The organism is Acinetobacter terrestris (assembly GCF_004331155.1).
Classification (GTDB): domain Bacteria; phylum Pseudomonadota; class Gammaproteobacteria; order Pseudomonadales; family Moraxellaceae; genus Acinetobacter; species Acinetobacter terrestris.
Map to the genome: position 1 here is coordinate 69,809 of NZ_SJNZ01000010.1, position 24,009 is coordinate 93,817.

Sequence of the window (24,009 nt, forward strand, 5' to 3'; positions counted from 1 at the left end):
AAAATGGATCCAAGAAGTGAAGTTGTCATTCGACAGCATGAATATCTTTCTGGACGTGTATTGCTGGTTAATGCACCAACAGATGATTTACTTTCCAATTTAGAGAAAGACATCACTCCCTGTTTATGGACATGGGATTATAATGAATTTCAATACTTTCAGCCACAACAAGCCAATGTCCACTTTGGTGTCGACCTTCCTGAAGGCGATTTTGACCAAGCAATCATTTTTGTGCCTAAGTCGAAAGAATTACTCAACTATATTCTACACAATGTAGTTAGTCGCTTAAGTCTGGGGGCTTCTATCTTTCTGGTCGGCGAAAAGAAAGCCGGCGTTGAGCGTGCAGCCAAGCAATTACAACCTTATGGTCAAGCACTAAAACTTGACAGCGCACGCCATTGCCAGATGTGGCAAGTCACCATTAACACTACAGTGACTGCAAAAGCTTTAGCAGATTGGGCGCAGCAGTATACGGTCGCGACACCTAATGGTGATTTAACCATTTGTGCCCTTCCAGGTGTGTTTAGTCAAAATCGTCTAGATGTCGGCACAGCCGCATTATTGCCTTTTTTATCAAAGGTGACTTCAGGTAAAATTGCCGACTTTGGTTGTGGTGCGGGCGTGATCAGTGCTTATCTAGCCAAACTGAATCCTAAAAATCGAATTTTTGCGATGGATGTTGATGCTTTTGCATTGGCGTCTACCCGCATGACCTTTGAAAAAAATGATCTTGCACCAGAACAACTTGAAATTACCGCAGTGACAGGTATTGAGGATGCTCCTCTCTTCTTGCATGCCATCGTCAGCAATCCTCCTTTCCATCAGGGCATCCAAACCGATTACAACGCCAGCGAAAGTTTATGTAAAACTTCACGACGTCATTTAAAATCGGGCGGCGAATTATGGATTGTGGCAAACCGCTTTCTGAATTATCCATTATTAATTGAACAGAATTTTGGTCAATGTACGACTAAAGCAGATCAACAAGGCTTTAAAGTACTGTTCGCCAAAATGCAAAAAAATGTTAAGGAAAAATGATGAGCGAAACAGGACAACCGCACCTACAGCGTAAGCTTGGTGCTCGCCATCTTAATATGATCGCCATTGGTGGTTCTATCGGTACAGGATTATTCTTGGCTTCTGGTGCAACCATTGCCAATGCTGGTCCTGGTGGTGCATTACTTGCGTACTGTTTGATTGGAATCATGATTTATTTCTTGATGACCAGTCTGGGTGAGCTTGCGACCCACAACCCCACCTCAGGTGCATTTTTCACCTATGGGACTAAATATGTGGAAGGTGGCTTTGGTTTTGCCTTAGGCTGGAACTATTGGTACAACTGGGCCATTACCGTGGCTTTTGAACTGGTTGCAGTACAGTTTATTATGAAGTTCTGGTTTCCAGACGTTCCTGGTTTCTACTGGAGTGCTATTTTCCTTGCCATTATTTTTGCTATTAATGCCATGACTGTTAAAGGCTTTGGTGAAACTGAATTTTTATTCTCTCTCGTCAAAGTGATTGCGATTATTGTCTTTATCATTATTGGTATTGCCATGATTGCAAAAATCATGCTGACACCAAATATGATGACCTTCTCCAACTGGACCAAAGGCGATGCGCCTTTTGTTGGTGGCTTGCAAGCCATGATTGGTGTGGCAATGATTGCCGGTTTCTCGTTTCAGGGAACCGAGATGGTCGGAGTTGCCGCAGGTGAATCGAAAGACCCTAAAAAAACCATCCCTGTTGCCATTAAGCAAATTTTCTGGCGTATTTTATTGTTTTACGTGGTGTGTATTTTCATTATCGGTACATTGGTTGCCTATGATGATCCGCGTCTTTTACAAGCTGCTGCAAGTGACAACATTACTCTTTCACCTTTTACATTATTGTATGAAAAGGCAGGTTTTGCTTTTGCTGCAGGTTTAATGAATGCGGTGATTCTGACTGCAATATTGTCTGCAGGTAATTCAGGCATGTATTCATCTACCCGTATGCTTTTCGATATGGCACGTCAAGGACGCGCACCAAAATGGTTTGCTAAACTTGACCCTCGTGGCGTACCAATGAATGCGCTTTATGCCACCACTGCAATTGCTGCACTCTGCTTTTTAACGACATTTATTGGCGAACAACAAGTTTTTAACTGGCTGCTCAACATGTCAGGCATGTGTGGTTTTATTGTCTGGTTAGGTATTGCCATTTCACATTACCGTTTCCGTAAAGGCTATTTAGCACAAGGCTATAAACTTGAAGATTTAGCGTATACAGCCAAGTTCTTCCCTTTTGCCCCATGGTTTGCCTTCATTCTTTGCTCGATCATTATTCTAGGTCAGAACTATGAAGCATTGACCGGTGGAAAAATTGATTGGTTAGGTTTGCTTTCAACCTATATCAGTATTCCATTATTTCTTGTGATCTGGCTCGGTTATAAATGGAAATATAAAACCAAGCTGATTCCATATAAAGAAATGGATGTTCAACCTGTAAATGTAGAACGTGATTAATTTTCTACCTCAATAAAAAACAGCCTTTGGGCTGTTTTTTATTTTTATAATATTGAGTTATCTGCCAAAAATTGTTTTAAAGCAAAACTAACTTCATTTTTATGGGTAGTACACAAACCATGTGGCGCTCCTTTAATTTGCTCTTCTACGCCCTGCTTTAAAAGCTTTACCGCCTGCTGGCTACAAATTTCTGGAGGTACAATTTCATCTGCCGTTCCATAAAGCACCAAAGTCGGCACAGCAATTTGTTTTAAATCTTCACGTAAATCTGTTTCCGAAAAAGCCTCTATACAATCGTAATGTGCTTTGATTGAACCCTGCATCGCAATACGCCAAAAATTTTGTACCACCCCTTCAGAGGTTTTATTGAGCAATTTGTCATAACCATAAAATTTTTTGGCAAAATCCAAATAAAAATCAGCTCTGTTATCCAACAAATTTGCACGCATTTCATCAAATACTTCTGGATCAGCACCATCTGGATAGTCATCTCGTCTAATCATTAACGGCGTCACAGCAGCAATCAACGCAAGTTTAGTGACTTTCTGCTGTCCATATTTCGCAGTATAGCGTGTGACTACTGCGCCCCCCGTAGAATGCCCGACTAAAGCAAAATGATCTAAATTTAAATGTTCAACCAATTGATGTAAATCTTCTGCATATTGATCGATCGTATGCCCAGACCACGGTTGACTTGACCTCCCATGACCACGCCGGTCAAATGCAATGACTCGATAACCATGCTCAGCCAGAAATAACATCTGGTCTTCAAAAGCATCACTGGATAAAGGCCATCCATGTGAAAAGACAACTACAGCACCTTTCCCCCAATCTTTATAATAAATTGAGGTACCATCTTTAGTCGTTAACATCTGGCTCATTGTTTTACCCTCTTTTTATTGTATAGGGGTATTTATTAGAACAAGATAAAAATGAAACAGTGTATTAAACAAGTTATGCTTATGTAGCAGATATAAAAAAAGCAGCCCTAAGGCTGCTTTTTTAAATCAGTTCAATAACAGATTATTGAGCTGCTGGAGCTTGCTCTTGAGCAGGTTCTGCAACAACTGTACGGCTACCAGAAATAGTCGCGAATACACGACGGTTCATAGCACGGCCTTCTTTAGTGTTGTTGTCAGCAATCGGTTGATCCCAAGCGAAACCTTGAGTAGCCAAACGAGCTGGATCTACATTGTATTCATTTACAAGTGAAGATTTAACAGAGTTAGCACGAGCCAATGATAAACGTTCGTTCAATGCACGTGGACCAGTGTTATCTGTATGGCCTTCGATGCGAGCAGTAGCGTTCGGATATTCAACTAACTTCTCAGCAACTTTAGCGATTTCTGGTTTGTATTGATCTTTGATGTTTGATTTGTTTGTATCAAAGAACACACGAAGTTCCATGTTAAGGTCTTCAGTCAACTCTTGTGGAGCTGGTTGAACTGGAGCTACAGGTTCAACTGGAGCAACTTCAACTACAGGAGCAGCCGGTTTCAAATGACCACCAAGAACCACATTAAGACCAGCTAAAGCTGTGTAGTTCCAGAATTGTTCATCAAAGTGGTATGTACCACGTGCTTCAGTACGTAGAGATAGCGCATCGTTTAAGCGCCAGAATGCACCTACACCCGCATTCGCTAAAGTACCTTCTTCAGTGTTACCACGATCACGACCACCTGCACCATTACGGTTGTCACGCGCTACACCACTGAATTTAGTTTTGTAGTGACCTGCACCACCAAGTACATATGGCTTGATTTTGCTGTCATAGTTTTGAGTGATCAAGTCAGAAGTAACATAGAAGTTACCGTTGATTTGAGTAGTCTTGTACTCAGCATCTAGATCAACCAAGCTATTTGCTTGACCAAAACCATGTGAACCGTTCATTTGGCTAACGTCGCCTTTCACTTGGTTATATTCAGCTTCAAAACCTAACCATGGAGTTAATTCAACACCAAGCGCAGCGCCAACGAACAAGTCGTCTTTCATTTCGCCTTGACCAAGTTTAGAAGATAACAACTGAGATTGACCATTGTTGTGTTTAGTATCTTGCCAAGTATAACCCAGCATTAATGGTGTAATAGTTACGCCAGCGTTAGCAGCAGCCAAAGGTGCAGCAACGAGCATTGCTAATGCAATACGACTCATTTTCATGAAATTATCCTCCAGAGATAACAATTGTTTTCAAGTTCAAGCTCAAGCCTAAATTTGGGCTATTCTGAGATGGGCTTTCTAATACCCCAGTTTTATTTTTAAGCCATTCACTTTGAATCATACAAACACTTTATTTCTTTTCCAAGTGCTTGATAATTTTAATCAAGTAAATTATTGACAAAATTACTTACAATTTCCGTTGTAATTCGGTAATTTTTTACTCAATTTATTCTTGTGAATAGCTTATTGTCACTTACCAATTATTTTAACAGCTTTCTTAAAAGTTGAGTAATAAATCTTACTCGCAAAAAAAACGATTAAAAACAAAATATTAATAACATAAACAATTAAAAAAAAACATATTATAAGGTTAATTTAATGATTTCTATACAAAAGAAGGGTTTTACACTCGTTGAACTCATCGTTACGCTCGCTGTTTTAGCAATTATGACTAGCATAGCTTTACCTTATTTTCATGAAACAATGGCTAAACAAGAAATCAAAAATATTACCCATAAACTCATTTCAAGTATTCATTTGGCGAAATCGCATGCCGCTATACACCACACCAATGTGGTTATTTGTCCCAGCCAAAATAGAGTGAATTGCCAAGCAAGCTATTGGAATTCAGGTTTTATTGTCTTTTTAGATGTCAATAAAAACAGACAGGTGGATACTGAGGAAAAAATTATCGATACACAATCAACTGAGCTAAAATATGGAAATTTGGATTGGAGAGGTACTTTAAGTATTCCAAGCTTAACTTTTCAAGCCTCAAATGGACTTCCGAATGGATCAAATGGCAGTTTTTATTATTGTTCTACTTATCAACAAACTCACTATAAAATTTTATTGAGCCGTATGGGACATACCCGTATTGAGAATCCGCTCACTTGCTAAAAACTTATCAGTCTAAAGCTGTAGAACAAACAGACTTTATTCCTGCTCATTTTTCAATATACTGCTTATGTTTGGAAAACAATCCACTAAAAAAGTAAATCTCGGAGAGACAAAAAATGACAGACATCGTAATTGTAAATGGTGCGCGTACAGCTATGGGCGGTTTTCAAGGTAGCTTAGCGGGTGTAACAGCACCTGAACTTGGTGCAGCTTCAATCAAAGAAGCCATTGCTCGTGCAGGATTACAACCAACTGATGTCGAAGAAGTCATTATGGGCTGCGTGCTGCCTGCCGGCTTAAAGCAAGGTCCTGCACGTCAGGCAATGCGTCAAGCCGGACTACCTGATTCAACTGGTGCAGTCACCATCAATAAACTTTGTGGTTCAGGTATGAAAGCCGTGATGCAAGCTGCCGATATGATTAAAGCAGGTTCTGCTGAAATTGTAGTTGCAGGCGGTATGGAATCAATGAGCAATGCACCTTATGTATTGACCAAAGCACGTGCAGGTTACCGCATGGGTCACGGCGATGTGAAAGATCACATGTTCCTTGATGGCCTTGAAGATGCTGAAACAGGCCGCCTGATGGGTTCTTTTGCCCAAGATATGGCAAATACCCGTGGCTATACACGTGAGCAAATGGATAACTTTGCCATTCGCTCACTGGAACGTGCTCAAACCGCAGTGAATGAAGGCTACTTCGCTGATGAAATTGTTGCTGTGACAATTTCTACACGTAAAGGTGATGTAGTTGTTGATAAAGATGAACAGCCATTTAATGCTAATATTGCAAAAATTCCAACACTTCGTCCTGCTTTTGCTAAAGACGGCACCATTACTGCAGCCAATGCCAGCTCAATTTCAGATGGTGCTTCTGCACTTGTACTTACTTCAGCAGACAATGCCTCTGCAAAAGGTTTAAAACCTTTGGCGAAAATTGTCGCTTATGCATCAAATTCACAGCACCCTTCTGAATTTACTATCGCCCCTGTTGGTGCAATTCAAAAAGTTCTCAACAAAAGTGGTTGGGATGCTTCTGATGTTGACCTTTGGGAAATCAATGAAGCATTTGCCATGGTGACCATGTGTCCTATGGATGATTTCAAGCTTGATTCAGCTAAAGTGAATATTAATGGTGGTGCATGTGCACTTGGCCATCCAGTAGGTTCAACCGGTTCACGTATTATTTTGACCTTGATTCATGCGCTTAAACGTACGGGCGGTAAAAAAGGCATTGCTGCACTGTGTATTGGTGGTGGTGAAGCAACTGCGGTGGCGATTGAGCTGCTTTAAATGTTTTTGAAGCCCCGCTTTTTTTTATAAAGATTGGGTTTAGGGGAGATTATTTAAGACAATCCCTCAAAATTTCCCTTTAAACCAGGGAAACACTCTCTTACAACCATAAGCATCATTCTATAGAAAAGCCTCCAATCGGAGGCTTTTCTATATCTCAAATCAAACCATTGAGTTCAACAAAGGAATATCTCAACTTTCTTGCTGAACCATCGCCCCTTAGAGAATTTCCTTACGAAGTTGCTCAGGCGATTTCATTGACAATAAACCGGGTGCCACATCAAATGCCGTTTTCGCACCGTACTGCCCCATTTGGTTCAGACGATAGGTTGCTCGTGCATAAGCAACCAAAATACTGGCTGTGAATTCTGGATTACTTTCCAGCTTCAATGAAAATTCAAGTACTTGTTTATGTGCATCACTGGTGTTGCCACTGCGAATCACAAAACCACCATGCGGCATGCGTTGATGGTCTTTTGCCAAAGTTGCCTCATCAATGAAACTCACTGTCGTGTCATAGTCAGCAAAATAATTGGGCATTGTCACAATCGTTTGCTCTACTACTGCAGCATCTGCGCCCTCTTCAAGTACCACATAGCACTCACGTGTATGTTTCTCTTTAGTGCTTAAATTTGGACGCGTGCCACTACGCACTTGATCCATCGCATCATTTGATGGAATTGTATATTGAACACCAGCTTTCACACCATCCACACGGCGAATTGCATCTGAGTGACCTTGACTTAAGCCTTTACCCCAGAAGGTATAGGTTTCACCATCTGGCAACAGTACTTCGCCAAATAAACGGTTAATCGAGAACATACCAGGATCCCAACCAATCGAAATCATGGCAGTTTTGTTGTTTGCTGTCGCAGGTGCATCTACCGCAGCATAATATTCAGGAATACGTGCATGGGTATCAAAACTATCGACAATATTAAACTGACTGGCTAAAACTGGACCTTGTTGCGGTAAATCATCTTTTGAACCACCACATAAAATCAATACATCAATTTTATCTTGGAAATCTGTAAGTGAGTCCATGTGGAATACTTGAGTTGCTGTGAAGCAAGGAGATACCGTTTCAGGTGCGCGGCGAGTAAAAATACCAACCAGGGTTAAATCAGGATTTTTTTGAATGGCTGTTTCAACGCCACGACCTAAGTTACCATAACCAGCAATACCAATACGGATAGAATTTTGCATAAAGACAAGTCACTTCATCATGAAAAAATTAAAAATAAATCAGAGGGCAATCTATTTAAAATCGTCCTGTTGATTCATTTTCTATACTCTAAAAATAGCACTCGCACCGAGTCACTATAAGCATAAGCGCACTTATACTACCGCACTTTGCACCAAATTAAAGCATTCAAAATAGTTAAAAAACAATCAGCTCATTAAATTTAAAGCAAATAAAAAGCCTGCAGAGCAGGCTTTTTATTTGAAAATAAGTAGCTAATTATTTTCAAAGAAGGCACTTAACACTGGGATTAAGCACCGGTTTGATAACGTGCCTGTGCAACCGCAGTCGATGCCTGATACGGATTTTTAAAATCATTTAAACCCGCAGCAGCTTCCTGAATATCTTTACCTTCTTTAACCACGAAAGTATCGAAGCCTGAACGTTTTAAATAATTCAGTACATCTTTAAAAATATCGCCAGTTGCGCGAAGCTCACCCTGATAACCTTGGCGGCGTAAAAGCGCTGCAAATGAATAGCCACGGCCATCATTAAAGCCTGCAAACTCAATAAAGATTGCATCAAGCTGATCCAGCGGAAATTCATTGACTTCAGGAGATGCATCTACAGTGATGTAAAGCGCTTTTTTACCTGAAACATTGGCAATTTGATCTAACTGTTCAACCGTTAAAACCACGTCACCTTGCGGTAATACGCCATCTTCACCCATCAATTGATAGGTATTGTCTGTAATCGTGCCATCTTTAGAGAGCACTTGTAGTGCGGTATTAAGCATATGCACGCTCCTTGAATGGTTGAATGCCAACACGACGGTAGGTTTCGATAAATTCTTCACCGTCAGCACGCAAATCAAGATAAGTATTCAGAATCTCTTCGATCACATCCGGTACACGGTCTGCTGCAAATGATGGCCCTAAGATGTCACCGATTGAAGCATCATGATCGGCATTACCACCAAGCGTGATTTGGTAGAATTCAGCGCCTTTTTTATCAACACCTAAAATACCGATATTACCGACATGGTGATGACCGCAGGCATTCATACAACCTGAAATATTCAAGTCGATGTGACCGAGGTTATATACGGTATCCAGATCATCAAAACGGCGTGAGATCGCTTCAGAAATTGGAATCGATTTCGCATTTGCCAATGAACAAAAGTCACCGCCCGGGCAGCAAATGATGTCGGTTAAGAAACCAATATGTGCACGTGCCAGGTTGTTCTTTTCAAGAATAGTCCACAATTCAAACAGGTCTTTTTGCGGCACATCAACCAATGAAATATTCTGTTCGTGTGTGGTACGAAGTTCACCAAAGGTATATTTGTCTGCAAGATCTGCAATCAAATTCATTTCTTCAACGCTCATATCACCAGGGGCAATACCGGCACGTTTCAGTGAAATCGTAACAATACGATAGCCTTTGACTTTATGTGCATTGGTGTTGATGTTGAACCATTGCTTGAATTTTGGATGCGCAGCAAACTGTTCAGAGAAATCTTCATCTGCATAATCTTGATAATCAAATGGCGTGAATTCTTCATCCAGTTTTTTCAAGATTTCAGGCTGAATTTTCAAAGTCTGAATGGTATGGGCAAATTCAGCTTCAACTTTTTCAGCAAATACTGCAGGCGTTAAAGCTTTCACCAAAATTTTAATACGTGCTTTATATTTGTTGTCACGGCGACCATGCAAGTTGTACACACGTAAAACTGCTTCTAAATAAGCAATTAAGTCTTCACGTGGCAAGAAGTCACGAATAAAGCTGCCAATCACTGGGGTACGGCCCAAACCGCCACCGACTTTAATTTTATAGCCGATCTCGCCTGCTTCATTTTTCACGATATACACACCGATATCATGGAATGAAACTGCTGCACGGTCTGTTTCAGCCAGAGCAGATACCGCAATTTTAAATTTACGCGGCAGGAAAGCAAATTCCGGGTGGAAGGTTGACCATTGACGAATCAATTCACAGGTTGGACGCGGGTCAGCAATTTCACCGGCAACCACACCTGCATACTGGTCAGTTGTAGTATTACGAATACAGTTACCCGATGTTTGAATGGCATGCATTTGTACAGTTGCAAGCTCTGCCAACATGTCAGGCACATTTTCTAGTGCAGGCCAGTTAAACTGAATATTTTGACGTGTTGATACATGTGCATAACCACGGTCATATTCTTTAGCCAAATCCGAAATTTTACGAAGCTGGTTCGAGTTCATCAGACCATAAGGCACAGCAATACGTAACATTGGCGCATAGCGTTGCACGTATAAACCGTTTTGGAGACGTAGCGGACGGTATTCATCTTCCGTCAATTTACCCGCTAAATAACGTTCCGTTTGGTCACGGAACTGTGCAACACGTTCATTGATCAGTTGCTGATCGAAATCAGTATATAAATACATGGCGTACAGCTAGTAGGTTCATTATAACGGCTGACAGCATAACGAGATTTAAACTATCAACAAAATGCGTTTTTTACATATTTAATAGCGGTTTTATTGATAAGCATGTCTGGATTTCACTGATATAGCCAGTTACAGCCAAATTCTGCTGCTTTTAATCAGATTTGATGTTGTTTTCACTTGCTTAGCATTATTTTTCATATGAAGAATAAATCTGAAAACCTTCGCACTTAAAGAGATCTATTTTTAGATGAAAAAAAAATTAGAGTTTAAAAATGATTAAATTTACGCAATAAAAAAGCCTGACGAATCAGGCTTTTTTAATTTTAATGATTATTTCTTTTGATCAGGCAAAGCATAGGCTACTAAATAGTCACCCATTTTAGTACCAAATGAACCATGACCTCCGGCCATAATCACAATGTACTGTTTACCGTTAATTTCATAGGTCATTGGAGTCGCCTGTCCACCTGCGGGTAAACGGCCTTCCCACAATTGATCACCATTGGTCACATTGAAGGCACGGATATAGTTATCCTGAGTACCAGCAACGAACATCACGTTACCCGCTGTAGAAATTGAACCACCTAAGCCAGGAACACCAATTTTAACTGCTGGCAACTGGAACAGGTTCGGCAAGCTGTCGCGGATTGTACCGATACGTTTTTTCCAAACCACGTCATGTGTATTAAGATCAACACCCGCTACAAAGCCCCAAGCCGGTTGTTTACAAGGTAAACCCAGTGGTGACAAGAACGCTTTAATCTCTACACCGTAAGGCACGCCGTACATCGGTTGAACACCAGCTTCCGTACCTGCACCTTTGGCAGTTTGTTTACGGTTTGGATCTGCAGGAATAAGTTTAGTCACAAATGGCAAACCAATTGGATTCATCACTGCAACTTGACGGTCTTGGTTGACAGACATACCGCCCCATTCAAACACCCCCAAGTTACCTGGGAACACTAAAGTACCGTTTTCAGAAGGTGGTGTATAAATGCCATCATAGTTCAACGATTTGAAGTAAACACGACACATCAACTGGTCAAACATGGTTGCACCCCACATTTGTTTGTCAGTTAATTTATCTTGTGGTGCAAGATCGAAATCAGAGAACGGTTGAGTGGGTGAATAACGCTCACCTTTGGTTTGCGGACCACGTTTCACCGTTTGTGGAACTGGTTTCTCAGTAATCGGAACAATTGCTTCACCTGTACGACGGTCTAAAACAAAGGCATTCCCTGTTTTAGTCAACACATAAATTGCAGGAACAATGTTGCCAGATTTGTCTTTGATGTCAGCTAAAGAAGGTTGTGATGGTACGTCCATATCCCACAAATCGTGATGTGTAGTTTGGAAGTCCCAAATCAACTTACCTGTAGACGCATTCAGTGCAAGCATTGAGTTTGCATAACGCTCGGCAAGCTCAGTACGATTCCCGCCCCAGATATCTGGAGTACCTACACCAGTTGGTACATAAACGATGTCTAATTTTTCATCGTAAGCCAATGGTGCCCAGGCATTTGGTGAGTTTTGAACATATTTTTGACCAGGAGCTGGGATTAGATTTGGATCTTCTGCGCCAGTATCAAATACCCAAAGCAGTTCACCGGTATTGACATCATAACCACGGATCACACCAGAAGGTTCTTCAGTAGAATAGTTATCTGTGGTTGAACCACCAATAATGATAGTCGTACCGGTAATAACTGGAGGTGAAGTCGGTACATAACCGCCTGGATATGGGAATGGCATGTCTTTTTGAAGATCAACTTCACCATTTTTACCAAAGTCGGTACAACGTTGACCATTGTCTGCATTGATTGCGACAAGACGGCCATCATTCACAGGAAGAATGACTTTACGTGGACAAAGTGCAGAGCTTGATTTTTTGCTTTCTAAACTTTTTTCAAATTGAACAGTGTTGCCTGCATCAAAATAAGACACACCACGACAGGTTAAATGCTGGAAGGTATTATCAGCTTTTAACTTCGGATCGAAACTCCATTTTTCCTTACCTGTAGCAGGATCAAGCGCAATCAGACGTTGATGTGTCGTACACATAAACATGTTGTTGCCAATTTTAATTGGAGTCACCTGATTGGTGGTTTCGCCCGAGTCATTCTCAGTTTTCATTTCGCCGGTACGGAAGGTCCAGGCAACTTCTAAATCTTTAACGTTGTCGCTGTTAATTTGATTTAAAGGAGAATAACGCACACCCGCTTGAGTACGACCATAAGCTGGCCAGTCTTCAGGCGCTACGCCAGTAGTGGCTTGCGCTTGTTTAGGCTGTTCAGTTTTAATTTCACCATGAATTTCTTGTGGGTCATTAAAAATTGAATAAATCATCACAACAATGGCAATGATCAAAGTACCAGACAATGCAATTTTACCTGTTTTAGCATCGCTGATCCCGCGAGAAACCGCAGGAATCAACAGCCATAAACCCAGTAAACCCAAGATATCGAAACGTGGTGCAAGTGCCCAAAAGTCAGTACCTGCTTCCCAAACACCCCAAATGACCGTACCCAGCATTAGTGCGGCATAAACCCAAAATGCTTTCGAATTCGATTTCTTAAGAAGAACCGCTGTTACCAATAATAATAAACCGGCAACGATGTAATAAATTGACCCGCCTAGCACAGCTAGCCAGATACCGCCTATCAGCAGGATTAACGCAAATATCGCCAAAATAATGACGCTAAATGTACGCATTCCTGTTGCTGTAGATGGATGACTCATATTAACCACCTTAATCTTTGATTTTTAGTATGGTTAATCAAAAAGATTCTTCATAACCCTTTTGATTAACCGTATGTACATGAGTTACAAAAACCAGCCTCTTTAAAAAAAATTAGAGGTAATCACAGTGGGTGATGACCTCTCAATTTTTTAAGACGCTGTATGAACCTTAGAATGCAGTTTGGAACTTGATTCCGCCAACCCACGCATTTTCGCCATTCTTATACGCGCCGACATGACGAATATATTGAACGTTTGGACGGATCGTTAACCAATTGGTTGCATGTAAACCGTAATAGATTTCTGCATCAATTTCTTCACTACGTTGATCATTCAGATCATCGTTCATGTTGATACGTGCAACACCGACGGCAATTTCGTCTTTAGGGCGAGAATCCATAGCACCTTTATAAACAAGGCCCATGTTTTGCATATCACTCACATTGTTGGTTTCAGAATCATGAACCGTTAAATTCACAAAACCGGTTAAACCACGAGAAGCGTCACCTTTATGTGCAGTCAATTGTTGTTTCGCAACAACCCAACCACCTTGATGATGATCTTTTTGATCATTATTACTAATTACTTCTGCATCAGCAGTGCTGTAGTAATAACCGGCACGATATTCGCCCGGAAGTTTTTCAGTACCGACTTTCGGCGTCCAAACCACTTCTGCAGGAATAATCGCACCTTTTGAACCATCTGTGCTTAAGTTAAAGCCTTTACCGCTTTCTAAATTCTCAGGGTTGTATTCATATACGCCGACTTGCGCATAAACTTCTGGAGTGACGTTATATTTCACACGTGCAGCCCACTGGCTTACAGGCCAGTTGTACCACTGATCGCCAACCCAGTTGCCCACTTGTGAACCACAAAGCGCCAGGTTCTGGAAATCACAGTCAAAGCTATTGAAGTCTTCACCTTCACCAAAACGACCGACTTTTACATCTAATTTCTGCTCCAAGAATTTTTTCTTGATCCAGAAATCAGTTAGACGCCAAGTCTGACCACGGCCCCACACTTCTTGTGCAGAACTTAAATGGCCATTTTCCACACCAGTAGATTGACCATTTAAAGCATCAGAAGTGTTTGATAGGTTACGGCCATTCCGTTCAGTCACGGTAATTTGAGCTTCGGTATCTTTCCAGCCAGCAATCTTTTCTAAGTCTAAGTGCGCACCAATTGCAAACTGGTCTGCGTATTCAGTTCCATGACTTGAGGCATATTTTGCATCAAGTAAAGTGGCCATTTCACCGGTATAACCGAAGCTAAAATCGTAGCCTTGATTTTGCAATGCAGTACGCTGACCATTCCAGTCACCGAGCATCCACGGGCTTTCCGCACTAAATGCATCATTTGCATGTGCTGCAGAAACACTAGATAAGAAGGCAGTTAATGCAACAGAAACCGCCTTGGCTTTAGGAGAAAAGTGCATATAAGAAACCATGATATATTTATATGTATTTTGTATATATTACGCCTGTTTTTTGTGAAATTGGTCAATTTTTTCTTCACAATCTTCTATCCCATCAATTAAATATTTTTAACCGTTTGATAAAAAAGAAGAAAAAAATGATCACCACTTTCCTTTTCCAAGTCGCTGTCCAGCGAAGTTATAGACATTTTTTGACCGGGAAAACTTAATTGGACAGCTTAACTGTTGCTCTGTCTGTTCTGAATTTGTATCTAAAGGCACCTCGACTGTCCATTGTCGTTGCTGCGCAAGTTCCGAATCAAGCGCCTCATCCAAATGCATGACCGGTTCAACACAAACGTCGTGCATTGCGAAAATTGCCTGCCACTCAGCAAAAGCTTTAGATTTTATTTTGTCCTGAATGGCCTGCTTAACCAGTTGCCGATCTGCCTCATCAAAAGAAGCGCCTTTTTCTAAAAGTACCGGAAGTTCCAAAATCGTGGCCAAGCCAGACATAAATTGAGGCTCTAAACTCCCGACAGATAAGTAGCGGCCATCTTGGGTCTGGTAATAATCATAAAAAGTTCCACCATTCAAATGCCCTTTTTCAGCATATTGTTGAGTTTTCCCTGCCAAGGATGCTGCAGCAGCCATATTATTCATGGTTACCACACAGTCGGTCATTGAAATATCAATATATTGACCCTGCCCGCTGCGTTGCCGTTCAATCACCGCAGATAAAATTCCAATCACTGCATGAAAAGAGCCTCCCGCAACATCTGCAATTTGAATGCCCATTGGCGGTGGACCACTGTCTTGTCGACCACTATGTCCTGCAATTCCAGAAAGTGCCAGATAATTGATGTCATGACCGGCTTTATCTTTATAAAGTCCGGTTTGCCCATAACCGGTAATGGAACAATAAATCAATCGCGGATTAATTTTGGCCAGGGTTGCATAGTCCAAACCCAGCCTTTGCATGACTCCAGGTCTAAACTGCTCAATCACAATGTCGAATTCAGAAATTTTCTGCTTAATGGTGGCAATATTTTCAGGATCTTTTAAATCCAGGGCGATGGACTGCTTATTCCGGTTCAAATAAGTGTGCGCAGTCGCTTGTCCATTGGCATACGGCGGGAGTAAACGGATTAAATCCGGACGTGTTGGCGATTCCACATGGATGACTTCTGCACCCATGTCAGCCAAATATAAGGTGGCGAATGGTCCAGGCAAAAGCGTGGAAAAATCGAGAACTTTTAATCCTTTTAAAGCACCGTCCATATTCTTTTTACTCACTTTATGTTGATTTTTCACCCATCTTAGAAATATAAATGCAATGAAACAATGTCATGTTCAGCCATTTACCTTGATCATTTCGGCAATTTAAGATGTAAATAAGGTAAAACATCTATTGTAAATTGCCACCCAAACACTTTTTAGCGTCATTTAGGTCAACAGCAAGTGAATACAAAAGAGACTGAAGGATTTAACATGAGCCGCGATACGATTAGTATCCATTTCGTGAATGCGGCTCTAACAGGCGTGAAGCGTCTAGGAATGGACGTCGAAACTCTATTGTCGCATGTCGGTATAGAGGCAGAATTACTACGCCAGCCTAAAGCGCGTATCTCTCCAGAACAATACACACGCTTTATTAAAATGTTGTGGATGGTGACCCAGGACGAACATGTCGGCTTCGATGTTCAACCGCGACGTTTGGGCACTTTCGCCATTATGTGTCAGTTGATTATTCACGCGAAAACTCTAGGCGATGCTTTGGAGCTTTCATCACAGTTTTATAAACTGTTTGGCGATGAATGGTCGGTAACACTGGAACGTGACAAACATGAAGCACGCCTTGTTCCGCTCATTCCAAAAAGCATGGATCCCGATCATTTCATTACTGAAAGTATGCTGATGATTTGGCACGGTTTGGCATCTTGGCTGATTGAACGTCGTATTCCATTGGAACGTGTACACTTTGGCTATCCACGCCCTGCCCATGCCGATGAATACGATGCACTGTTCTTCGCACCGGTGATGCAGTTTGATGCACCACGTACCGAAATTACCTTTGCAGCCGATTATCTGGATTTACCGCTTCGTCAAACTGAAGAAAATCTGGAAGAATTCTTAAAAGCTGCACCGGCTCAATTGCTGGTCAAATTCAAAAACACCAACTCTTTAACCTCACGTATTCGTGAAGTCCTCAAGAGCCAGATTGGTGAAGAAATGCCAACCTTAAATGATGTGGCCTCTATGCTGTACTTGTCTCCGCAGACTTTACGTCGTCGTTTGGCTGCTGAAGGTAAAAGCTATCAAGGGGTTAAAGATGCATTACGCCGTGATGCTGCGATTCATCTTTTACTCAACCCGGGCTTAACCCTAGAAGATGTAGCACAACAAGTCGGTTTCAGTGAAACCAGTACTTTCCACCGTGCATTCAAGAAATGGACGGGAGTTACACCGGGACTGTATCGCCAATTACACGGCTATCATTAATCCGTCATGGGACTCATTGTTTGTCATTAGATGACTCATCGTTTGTCATAAAAAATCCTCAATAGTGGACGAGATTTTTATAACACCGACTTTTTAAAAATTAATATTTTCTAGATTTTAATCAGTTGTAATTTTCAGAAGGATTATCGAAAGAGTTAAATAATTAAAATATTTAATTGTCATTATGGAACATGAAAAATAAAGAAAATGCTGCTCTTTAGCTTTAGAATCCAGAGCTTAAAAATATTGTTTCAGTTGTTTTAATCATAGCTATTTTGTGGGGCATACAATGGATGCTTCATGGCTTTCCAGCAGAAAGTTGAGTCTTCTATTATTTACTTCTAAACAGCCGTACTATCTTTTTTAAAATAATTAGAATTTTGGGGCAATAATGGATAATTCAGAATGTTTCATCACAGCATTGTACTACTCTGTAGGTGGGATCATTTTAGGTCTAGGACTAGCAATCTATTCATCTCTATATCTAAGTCTTACGATTAGCTCAGCTAAAATTGTCATTTTTACAGTAATTTCCTGTTTCGTTATAGGCTATTTATTTCCTAATAGCGTTGGCAATATTTTTAGATGGATTTGGAACTTTTTCGTTCATTAGAGGCTATATTCCACTCCTATTTAACGTAATGGCTGTTATATGAAAGACATTTGTTAGAACCCACTTAAAGATCTTGAGCCTAAAAAATCCTTTATCGAAAAATGATACAGCTTGAGTCGTCTTACACTCATAATGACATCGGTTGGGTCGCAATATGATGTCATTATGGTTCGTTAAAAAAACTAAGATACTGATATGGATTATCATGCTAATGACAAGCTATGTCTCGTTTGACCTAATGATTTAGATTCATTGTAGTCCCTCCGCCCAGATTCAAATGTCTGGGCTTTTTTATGGCCGAAAATTGGCAAAAAAACTCATTTGATCTGATCCGTTCTCGTCATTGCACTTCAAAAATTAATCATTACACTCGAAAAGTATAACAATTTAAAAGTCATAACAAAGGAACAGCTATGAGCGAGGCCTACATCATTGATGCCATTCGCACACCACGCGGAAAAGGAAAAAAAGACGGTTCACTGCATCAAGTGAAACCGATCACCCTACTCACCACCTTACTCAATGAACTAAAAGATCGTCACCAACTCGACACCTCCAAAGTCGATGACATTGTGCTGGGCTGTGTAACCCCGATTGGTGATCAAGGCGCTGATATTGCCAAAACGGCCGCGATTGCTGCAGGTTGGGACAATGATGTGGCAGGCGTACAGATTAACCGTTTCTGTGCCTCCGGACTTGAAGCCGTGAATATGGCGGCCATGAAAGTCCGTTCCGGTTGGGAAGATATTGTGGTGGCGGGTGGGGTTGAATCGATGTCGCGTGTGCCGATGGGGTCGGATGGCGGTCCTTGGGCACTGGATCCGGAAACCAATATGGCCTGCGAATTTGTCCCGCAAGGCATTGGTGCTGACCTGATTGCGACCATTGATGGTTATAGTCGCGCAGATGTCGATACTTTTGCCGAAAACTCGCAAAAGAAAGCTGCCGCAGCTCAAGCTAAAGGTTATTTCAATCAATCGATTGTGCCTGTCAAAGACAAAGCTGGCGTGACCATTTTAGCTCAAGATGAATTTATTAAGCCTACGACTACGGCTGAGAGTTTAGCCAAGCTCAATCCAAGTTTTGCCATGATGGGACAAATGGGCTTCGATGCGATTGCCCTGCAAAAATATCCAGAAGTCGGGCAAATCAATCACGTACATCATGCAGGAAACTCATCCGGCATTGTCGATGGTGCAGCTGTTGTTTTAATTGCCTCAGAAAAAGCGGTGAAAGAACAGGGTTTAAAACCGCGTGCCAAAGTTTTAGCTACGGCACTGGTCGGATCTGATCCAACCATCATGTTGACCGGTCCTGTTCCTGCAGCGCGTAAAGCCTTGGAAAAAGCCGGTCTAACGATTGACGACATCGACCTGTTTGAAGTCAATGAAGCCTTTGCTGCCGTGGTGATGCGCTTTATTACCGAACTGAAGGTTGACTCGGCTAAAGTCAATGTCAATGGTGGTGCAATTGCCATGGGTCATCCCTTGGGTGCAACTGGTGCGATGATTCTGGGAACGCTGCTGGATGAACTGGAACGTCAAGGCAAAAAACGTGGCTTGGCTACGTTATGTGTCGGTGGTGGTATGGGCATCGCAACCATTATTGAATTGGTATAAGGAGAATAACAATGAGCGCAATTCAATATGAAAAAAATGCGGACAATATCGTCATTTTAACTTTAGATTCTCCAAACCAATCTGCCAATACCATGAACGCAGATTTCCGTGTCGCACTGGAAGATACAGTTTCCAGACTACAGGCAGATGCAGAAATTTCAGGGATTATTTTCCGTTCAGCGAAAAAAACCTTTTTTGCTGGTGGCGACCTGGATGAACTGATTGAGGCAGAGCCGGAGTATGCCACAGCATTCTTCAACATGATTGAAGAGATGAAAGCCAAACTGCGTTATATCGAAACACGTGGTATTCCGGTGGTTGCTGCACTCAATGGCACGGCGCTCGGTGGTGGCTGGGAACTGGCTTTGTGTTGTCACCATCGTATTGCACTGAATGACCCGAAAGCGAAATTTGGCTTACCTGAAGTGACTTTAGGATTATTGCCCGGCGGTGGCGGGATCGTGCGTACTGTAAGACTACTCGGTTTGCAAAATGCCTTTCCACTGTTGATGGAAGGCAAACAATTTTCTGTCGATAAAGCCAAATCTTTGGGCTTAATTCACGATATTGTGGAAACTGAGCAAGAACTTTTAGACAAAGCCATTGCCTGGGTCAAAGCCAATCCTATCTCGCAACAACCCTTTGATGTGAAAGGCTATAAAATTCCAGGTGGTGATCCAAAAACCCCTGCTGTTGCTCAAGTGCTTGCGATTGCACCAGCCATGCTGCGTGACAAAACCAAAGGTTGTTACCCTGCCCCTGAAGCGATTATGTCCGCAGCCGTTGAAGGTGCGCAGGTCGATGTCGATACCGCACTGACCATTGAATCTCGTTATTTCACCTACCTTGCCACCAGTCAGATTTCCAAAAATATGATTGGCACGTTCTGGCATGGTCTGAACGCGATTAAATCAGGTGCCAGTCGCCCGAAAGACATTGCCAAATGGAAAGCCACTAAAGTCGGTATTTTAGGTGCAGGCATGATGGGTGCTGGGATTGCTTATGTCACTGCATCGAAAGGCATACAAGTCATGCTAAAAGATGTATCTCTCGAGGCTGCTGAAAAAGGCAAAGCCTACAGCCAAAAGCTGCTGGATAAAAAAGTTGCTCAAGGCCGTTTAAGCACTGAAAAACGCGATCAAGTTTTAGCACTGATTACTGCAACCGCTTCTGCAGAAGATTTACAAGGTTGTGACCTGATGATTGAAGCGGTGTTTGAAAATCCGGAACTGAAAGCCAAAGTCACCCAGGAAGCTGAAAGCTATTTATCGGGTAATGGCATTTTTGCATCGAATACGTCTACCTTACCGATTACGGGACTTGCGAAAGCTTCTAAAGATGAGAGCCATTTCATTGGTCTGCATTTCTTTAGCCCAGTCGATAAGATGCAATTGGTAGAAATCATCAAAGGTAAAAACACCTCAGCTGAAACTTTGGCTAAAGCTTTTGACTTCGTACAACAAATTGGTAAAACCCCAATTGTGGTCAATGACAGCCGTGGCTTCTTCACCAGTCGTGTCTTTGGGACTTTTGTGCAAGAAGGTTTACGACTGCTTGCTGAAGGGGTTCATCCTGCCAAGATTGAAATGGCAGCGCTCAAAGCCGGTATGCCTGTTGGCCCCCTTGCTATTCAGGATGAAGTGTCTTTGACTTTGTCTGAACATGTGGCTGCCGAGACACGTAAAGCCCTGCAAGCTGAAGGCAAAGACCTGCCACGTTCGGCTGCAAATGATGTGATTGAAAGCATGATTCATCAATTTAACCGTAAAGGTAAAGCTGCGGGTGCGGGTTTCTATGAATATCCTGAAGGGGGTAAAAAATATTTATGGGCGGGTTTAAGCCACTGGAAAAAAGATGTTGATATTTCCGAACAGGAAATGATTGACCGTTTTCTTTTTGTTCAGGCGCTGGATACTTTGCGCTGCTATGAAGAAGGCGTGTTGGAGTCGGTTGTGGACGCCAATGTCGGCTCGATCTTTGGAATTGGCTTTGCGCCATGGACAGGGGGTGCCATACAGTATCTGAATCAATATGGTCTGGAAAAAGCCTTGATCCGTGCCAACACACTTGAAGCCAAATATGGTGAACGTTTTAAAGCACCGCAACTGCTGAAAGATAAAGTGCACTCTGGCGAGAAAATTTCATAATCACAATTGTGCGATAAAGCATGAACGCCCTTACTTTTTATCGAAGATCAGGGCGTTCATGCATTTAAGGATTGTTTTTGAGCATTAAAAATACCTGTCCATTTTTAAGCCCTTGCCTAACACTGATATAAACTTTGACCTTATTCAAATAAATATCCAACTCTTAAAATTAATTTTAATCCCTTATTTAAATGAAGGGTTTAATCACTTATGAGTCGGCTTTCATTCTATTCTGTGTTATAAAGTTACATAGATTCCGATTTATTTTTATCCATTTTGGTATTTTCTCATGACTGACAATTCTTCTCCTGAAAAATCCCCTTGGGGCTGGAAAGCGCTCATTATTGCCTTTATTTTAAGTGCTTTTTTCATGGGGTTTTTCTATCTTGCCGTAAGCAATGAACCAGATTACATGCCGAGCCAACAGCAAAAAAATACCCAGCAGCATGCATTTAAAAATGCACCGGCAATGTCTGAAGATGCTTTGGCAGAAGCTAAAAAGCAGAAGCAAGCGGACTCTGCAACAGTGGAAGATCATCAACAAATGTTGGCAGAAGAACATGCTGCAATGACAGAAGCTGAAAAATCAGCTGAACATGAGCAGGGTCATTAATTCTTAGCTTCATAAAAATAAAAAGCCACTTTTATAGTGGCTTTTATTTCTTTAAAATTGAAAATTTAACAGCTAAGCACTCGCAAATAACAATCGCATATCAACATGTGGAATACCGCAATCCAGATATTGCTCCCCTTCAACGTTAAAACCCAAGCCTGCATAAAACTGAATGGCATGTACTTGTGAAGACAATTTTAAAAATTCGCGCTGTTGATGTTTGGCTTGCTGAATAATCTGTTGCATCAGCAGTTTTCCAATGCCTAAGCCGCGATGCGATTTCAGCACCGCCACACGCCCGACGCTGTTATTTTTTAACAATCGCGCTGTGGCAATCGGCTGATCTTGATCGTAAACCACGAAATGCACGGATATGGCATCTTCAGCATCCCATTCATCTGCAACCGCAATCTGCTGTTCCTGAATAAACACCTGCTCACGAATCAGTTTTGCATCATTTTGCAATTCATCCCAGCGACCTGTGCATATGCTAAATTGGCTCATCAAAAATTATCTTCCTAAAAATAAGGCAGCCTTACGACTGCCTCATCTATTTTAAACTGGTTTAAGTTAGCACTTGCAGCCAATATCCTGCTGATCCCACTGGTTATTGAGCAACAATTCAAGTGAATGCTTTTGAATGCCATACATCTCTTTTAGCGCTTGGATCTGAGCCAACACTGCCTGATCGGGCTGTTGATAATCTTTACGTTTGGTCGCCAAGATCATCTTGTTTTTACTGGTATGTTCCAAAGCCACAAACTCGAATACTTTGGTTTCATAGCCATAGGCTTTAAGCAATAAAGCGCGAATGGTATCGGTGAGCATTTCCGCCTGTTGACCCAAATGAATGCCAAATTGCAGCATCGGTTTCAGCACTTCCGGACTTTTGAGCTGTGGACGCAATTCCTTGTGACAACACGGCGCGCACATAATCATTTGTGCATTTAAACGAATACCGGTGTGAATGGCAAAGTCGGTCGCCACATCACAGGCATGCAAAGCGATCATCACATCCAGGTGTTCGGGTTGATAGGTGCGTACATCGCCCTGGAAAAAATCCAGTTGGGTAAATTGGGATTTTTCAGCCACCTGCTGGCAAAACTCCACCATTTTCGGATTTAGCTCCACACCGGTGACAAAGGGCATTTGACCCTGCTTTTCCAGATAATCGTATAAGGCAAAAGTGAGATAACCCTTACCCGAACCAAAATCGACCACGCGCAAAGCATGATCTTGCGGTGTAATTTGATCCAAAGCACCCGAGAAAATTTCTACAAATTTATTAATCTGTTTCCATTTACGCGCCATGCTGGGAATAATTTGCGCCTTGGCATCAGTAATACCTAAAGGCTGTAAAAAATAACTGTCCTGATCGACATAGCGATGTTTAGTGCGGTCATGCCCCTGCTGATTTTCTAAATTTTGTGTCTTGGCTGCGGATTTATTTTTACTCACCGTCAGCATGGCTTTTTTCTTGTTCTTTTTGAGCTGCAGCTCTTCTTCAGTAGTCAACAGATTGGCTTGTTTACACTGGGCCAATAGGTCTTGAACGAGCTGGCTGGCTTCTGCTAAAGGATAGTTCTTGGTGACGTCCTGAGTCTTATAACGATACAGGCAACTTAAAACAGGTTGCCCTTGCAGTGAAATGACTCGCAAGGTCATTTTCTCCAGATTTTCAAGTTCACCTTTATACTGGCTAAGAATCATTCGATCAAAACTTTGTGTTTCAATGGCTTGCTGAAAAGCATCTAAGAATTGTTGTTCCTGAATAAAAGGAGAAGCCAATTGAGACATACAGATCACTCGAGTAAATTAAGTGGTCAGTGTAAAACTTCTTACTTTAAAGGTAAAACTTCATTACTATACAAGTGTATTTTTAATTATAGAA

Annotated in this window: 18 protein-coding genes; 8 read left to right on the forward strand and 10 right to left on the reverse strand. The window is 41.7% G+C overall.

Annotated features, from left to right (window positions below):
- Positions 1 to 3 precede the first annotated feature (3 nt).
- The gene (locus tag E0H81_RS07440) at positions 4 to 1,038 is read left to right on the forward strand and encodes a methyltransferase (protein ID WP_131317831.1); all 1,035 of its coding nucleotides are present in this window, start codon (positions 4 to 6) and stop codon (positions 1,036 to 1,038) included.
- Positions 1,038 to 2,504 carry an amino acid permease gene (locus tag E0H81_RS07445; RefSeq protein WP_131317833.1) on the forward strand — a complete coding sequence of 489 codons (1,467 nt, stop codon included), beginning with the start codon at positions 1,038 to 1,040 and terminating at the stop codon, positions 2,502 to 2,504. Before E0H81_RS07440 ends, E0H81_RS07445 begins: the two co-directional genes overlap by 1 nt.
- A gap of 44 nt (positions 2,505 to 2,548) precedes the next feature.
- On the opposite strand, the gene E0H81_RS07450 is transcribed toward E0H81_RS07445, so the two are convergent.
- Together E0H81_RS07450 and omp38 are read right to left on the reverse strand one after the other, a co-directional pair.
- Positions 2,549 to 3,385: an alpha/beta fold hydrolase gene (locus tag E0H81_RS07450; RefSeq protein ID WP_131317835.1), complete on the reverse strand. Its 837-nt coding sequence runs from the start codon at positions 3,383 to 3,385 to the stop codon at positions 2,549 to 2,551.
- Between the two features lie 142 nt (positions 3,386 to 3,527).
- Entirely contained in the window at positions 3,528 to 4,661 is a 1,134-nt protein-coding gene (gene omp38, locus E0H81_RS07455) for an outer membrane protein Omp38 (RefSeq protein ID WP_131317837.1), read from the reverse strand.
- Positions 4,662 to 5,039: 378 nt separating this feature from the next.
- On the opposite strand from omp38, the gene E0H81_RS07460 reads away from it, so the two are divergent.
- Both E0H81_RS07460 and E0H81_RS07465 read left to right on the forward strand, forming a co-directional pair.
- The gene (locus tag E0H81_RS07460; protein WP_131317839.1) at positions 5,040 to 5,561 is read left to right on the forward strand and encodes a GspH/FimT family pseudopilin; all 522 of its coding nucleotides are present in this window, start codon (positions 5,040 to 5,042) and stop codon (positions 5,559 to 5,561) included.
- 116 nt (positions 5,562 to 5,677) lie between these two features.
- Complete coding sequence (locus tag E0H81_RS07465; RefSeq protein ID WP_131317841.1) at positions 5,678 to 6,853, forward strand: thiolase family protein; 1,176 nt, start codon at positions 5,678 to 5,680, stop codon at positions 6,851 to 6,853.
- A gap of 219 nt (positions 6,854 to 7,072) precedes the next feature.
- Here the strand turns inward: E0H81_RS07465 and E0H81_RS07470 are convergent, their stop codons facing one another.
- The 6 genes from E0H81_RS07470 to E0H81_RS07495 form a co-directional block, all read right to left on the reverse strand.
- The gene (locus E0H81_RS07470) at positions 7,073 to 8,059 is read right to left on the reverse strand and encodes a diaminopimelate dehydrogenase (RefSeq protein ID WP_131317843.1); all 987 of its coding nucleotides are present in this window, start codon (positions 8,057 to 8,059) and stop codon (positions 7,073 to 7,075) included.
- Between the two features lie 287 nt (positions 8,060 to 8,346).
- Entirely contained in the window at positions 8,347 to 8,832 is a 486-nt protein-coding gene (locus tag E0H81_RS07475) for a DUF934 domain-containing protein (RefSeq protein WP_131269317.1), read from the reverse strand.
- Positions 8,825 to 10,468, reverse strand: coding sequence for a nitrite/sulfite reductase (locus E0H81_RS07480; RefSeq protein WP_131317845.1), 1,644 nt, complete (start codon positions 10,466 to 10,468; stop codon positions 8,825 to 8,827). The genes E0H81_RS07475 and E0H81_RS07480 overlap by 8 nt, the downstream gene beginning before the upstream one ends.
- Before the next feature lie 333 nt (positions 10,469 to 10,801).
- Positions 10,802 to 13,210 carry a glucose/quinate/shikimate family membrane-bound PQQ-dependent dehydrogenase gene (locus E0H81_RS07485; RefSeq protein ID WP_131317847.1) on the reverse strand — a complete coding sequence of 803 codons (2,409 nt, stop codon included), beginning with the start codon at positions 13,208 to 13,210 and terminating at the stop codon, positions 10,802 to 10,804.
- A 169-nt stretch (positions 13,211 to 13,379) separates the two neighbouring features.
- Positions 13,380 to 14,645 (reverse strand): carbohydrate porin, encoded by a 1,266-nt coding sequence (locus E0H81_RS07490; RefSeq protein ID WP_131317849.1) that lies wholly within the window; start codon positions 14,643 to 14,645, stop codon positions 13,380 to 13,382.
- A gap of 141 nt (positions 14,646 to 14,786) precedes the next feature.
- A complete protein-coding gene (locus E0H81_RS07495) occupies positions 14,787 to 15,905 on the reverse strand; it encodes a CaiB/BaiF CoA transferase family protein (protein ID WP_131317894.1) in 1,119 nt (372 codons plus the stop codon).
- A 210-nt stretch (positions 15,906 to 16,115) separates the two neighbouring features.
- On the opposite strand from E0H81_RS07495, the gene E0H81_RS07500 reads away from it, so the two are divergent.
- From E0H81_RS07500 to E0H81_RS07520, 4 genes are all read left to right on the forward strand, one after another.
- Positions 16,116 to 17,126: an AraC family transcriptional regulator gene (locus E0H81_RS07500; RefSeq protein WP_131269321.1), complete on the forward strand. Its 1,011-nt coding sequence runs from the start codon at positions 16,116 to 16,118 to the stop codon at positions 17,124 to 17,126.
- Between the two features lie 1,026 nt (positions 17,127 to 18,152).
- Complete coding sequence (locus tag E0H81_RS07510; RefSeq protein WP_131317853.1) at positions 18,153 to 19,358, forward strand: acetyl-CoA C-acetyltransferase; 1,206 nt, start codon at positions 18,153 to 18,155, stop codon at positions 19,356 to 19,358.
- An 11-nt stretch (positions 19,359 to 19,369) separates the two neighbouring features.
- Positions 19,370 to 21,505: a 3-hydroxyacyl-CoA dehydrogenase NAD-binding domain-containing protein gene (locus E0H81_RS07515; RefSeq protein WP_131317855.1), complete on the forward strand. Its 2,136-nt coding sequence runs from the start codon at positions 19,370 to 19,372 to the stop codon at positions 21,503 to 21,505.
- A gap of 289 nt (positions 21,506 to 21,794) precedes the next feature.
- On the forward strand, positions 21,795 to 22,118 hold the full coding sequence (locus tag E0H81_RS07520) for a hypothetical protein (RefSeq protein WP_131317857.1): 324 nt from the start codon (positions 21,795 to 21,797) through the stop codon (positions 22,116 to 22,118).
- A gap of 72 nt (positions 22,119 to 22,190) precedes the next feature.
- Here E0H81_RS07520 and E0H81_RS07525 read toward each other — a convergent pair whose 3' ends face one another.
- Positions 22,191 to 22,622, reverse strand: coding sequence for a GNAT family N-acetyltransferase (locus tag E0H81_RS07525; protein ID WP_131317859.1), 432 nt, complete (start codon positions 22,620 to 22,622; stop codon positions 22,191 to 22,193).
- 66 nt (positions 22,623 to 22,688) lie between these two features.
- Entirely contained in the window at positions 22,689 to 23,915 is a 1,227-nt protein-coding gene (locus E0H81_RS07530) for a class I SAM-dependent methyltransferase (RefSeq protein ID WP_131317861.1), read from the reverse strand.
- Between the last annotated feature and the right edge of the window lie 94 nt (positions 23,916 to 24,009).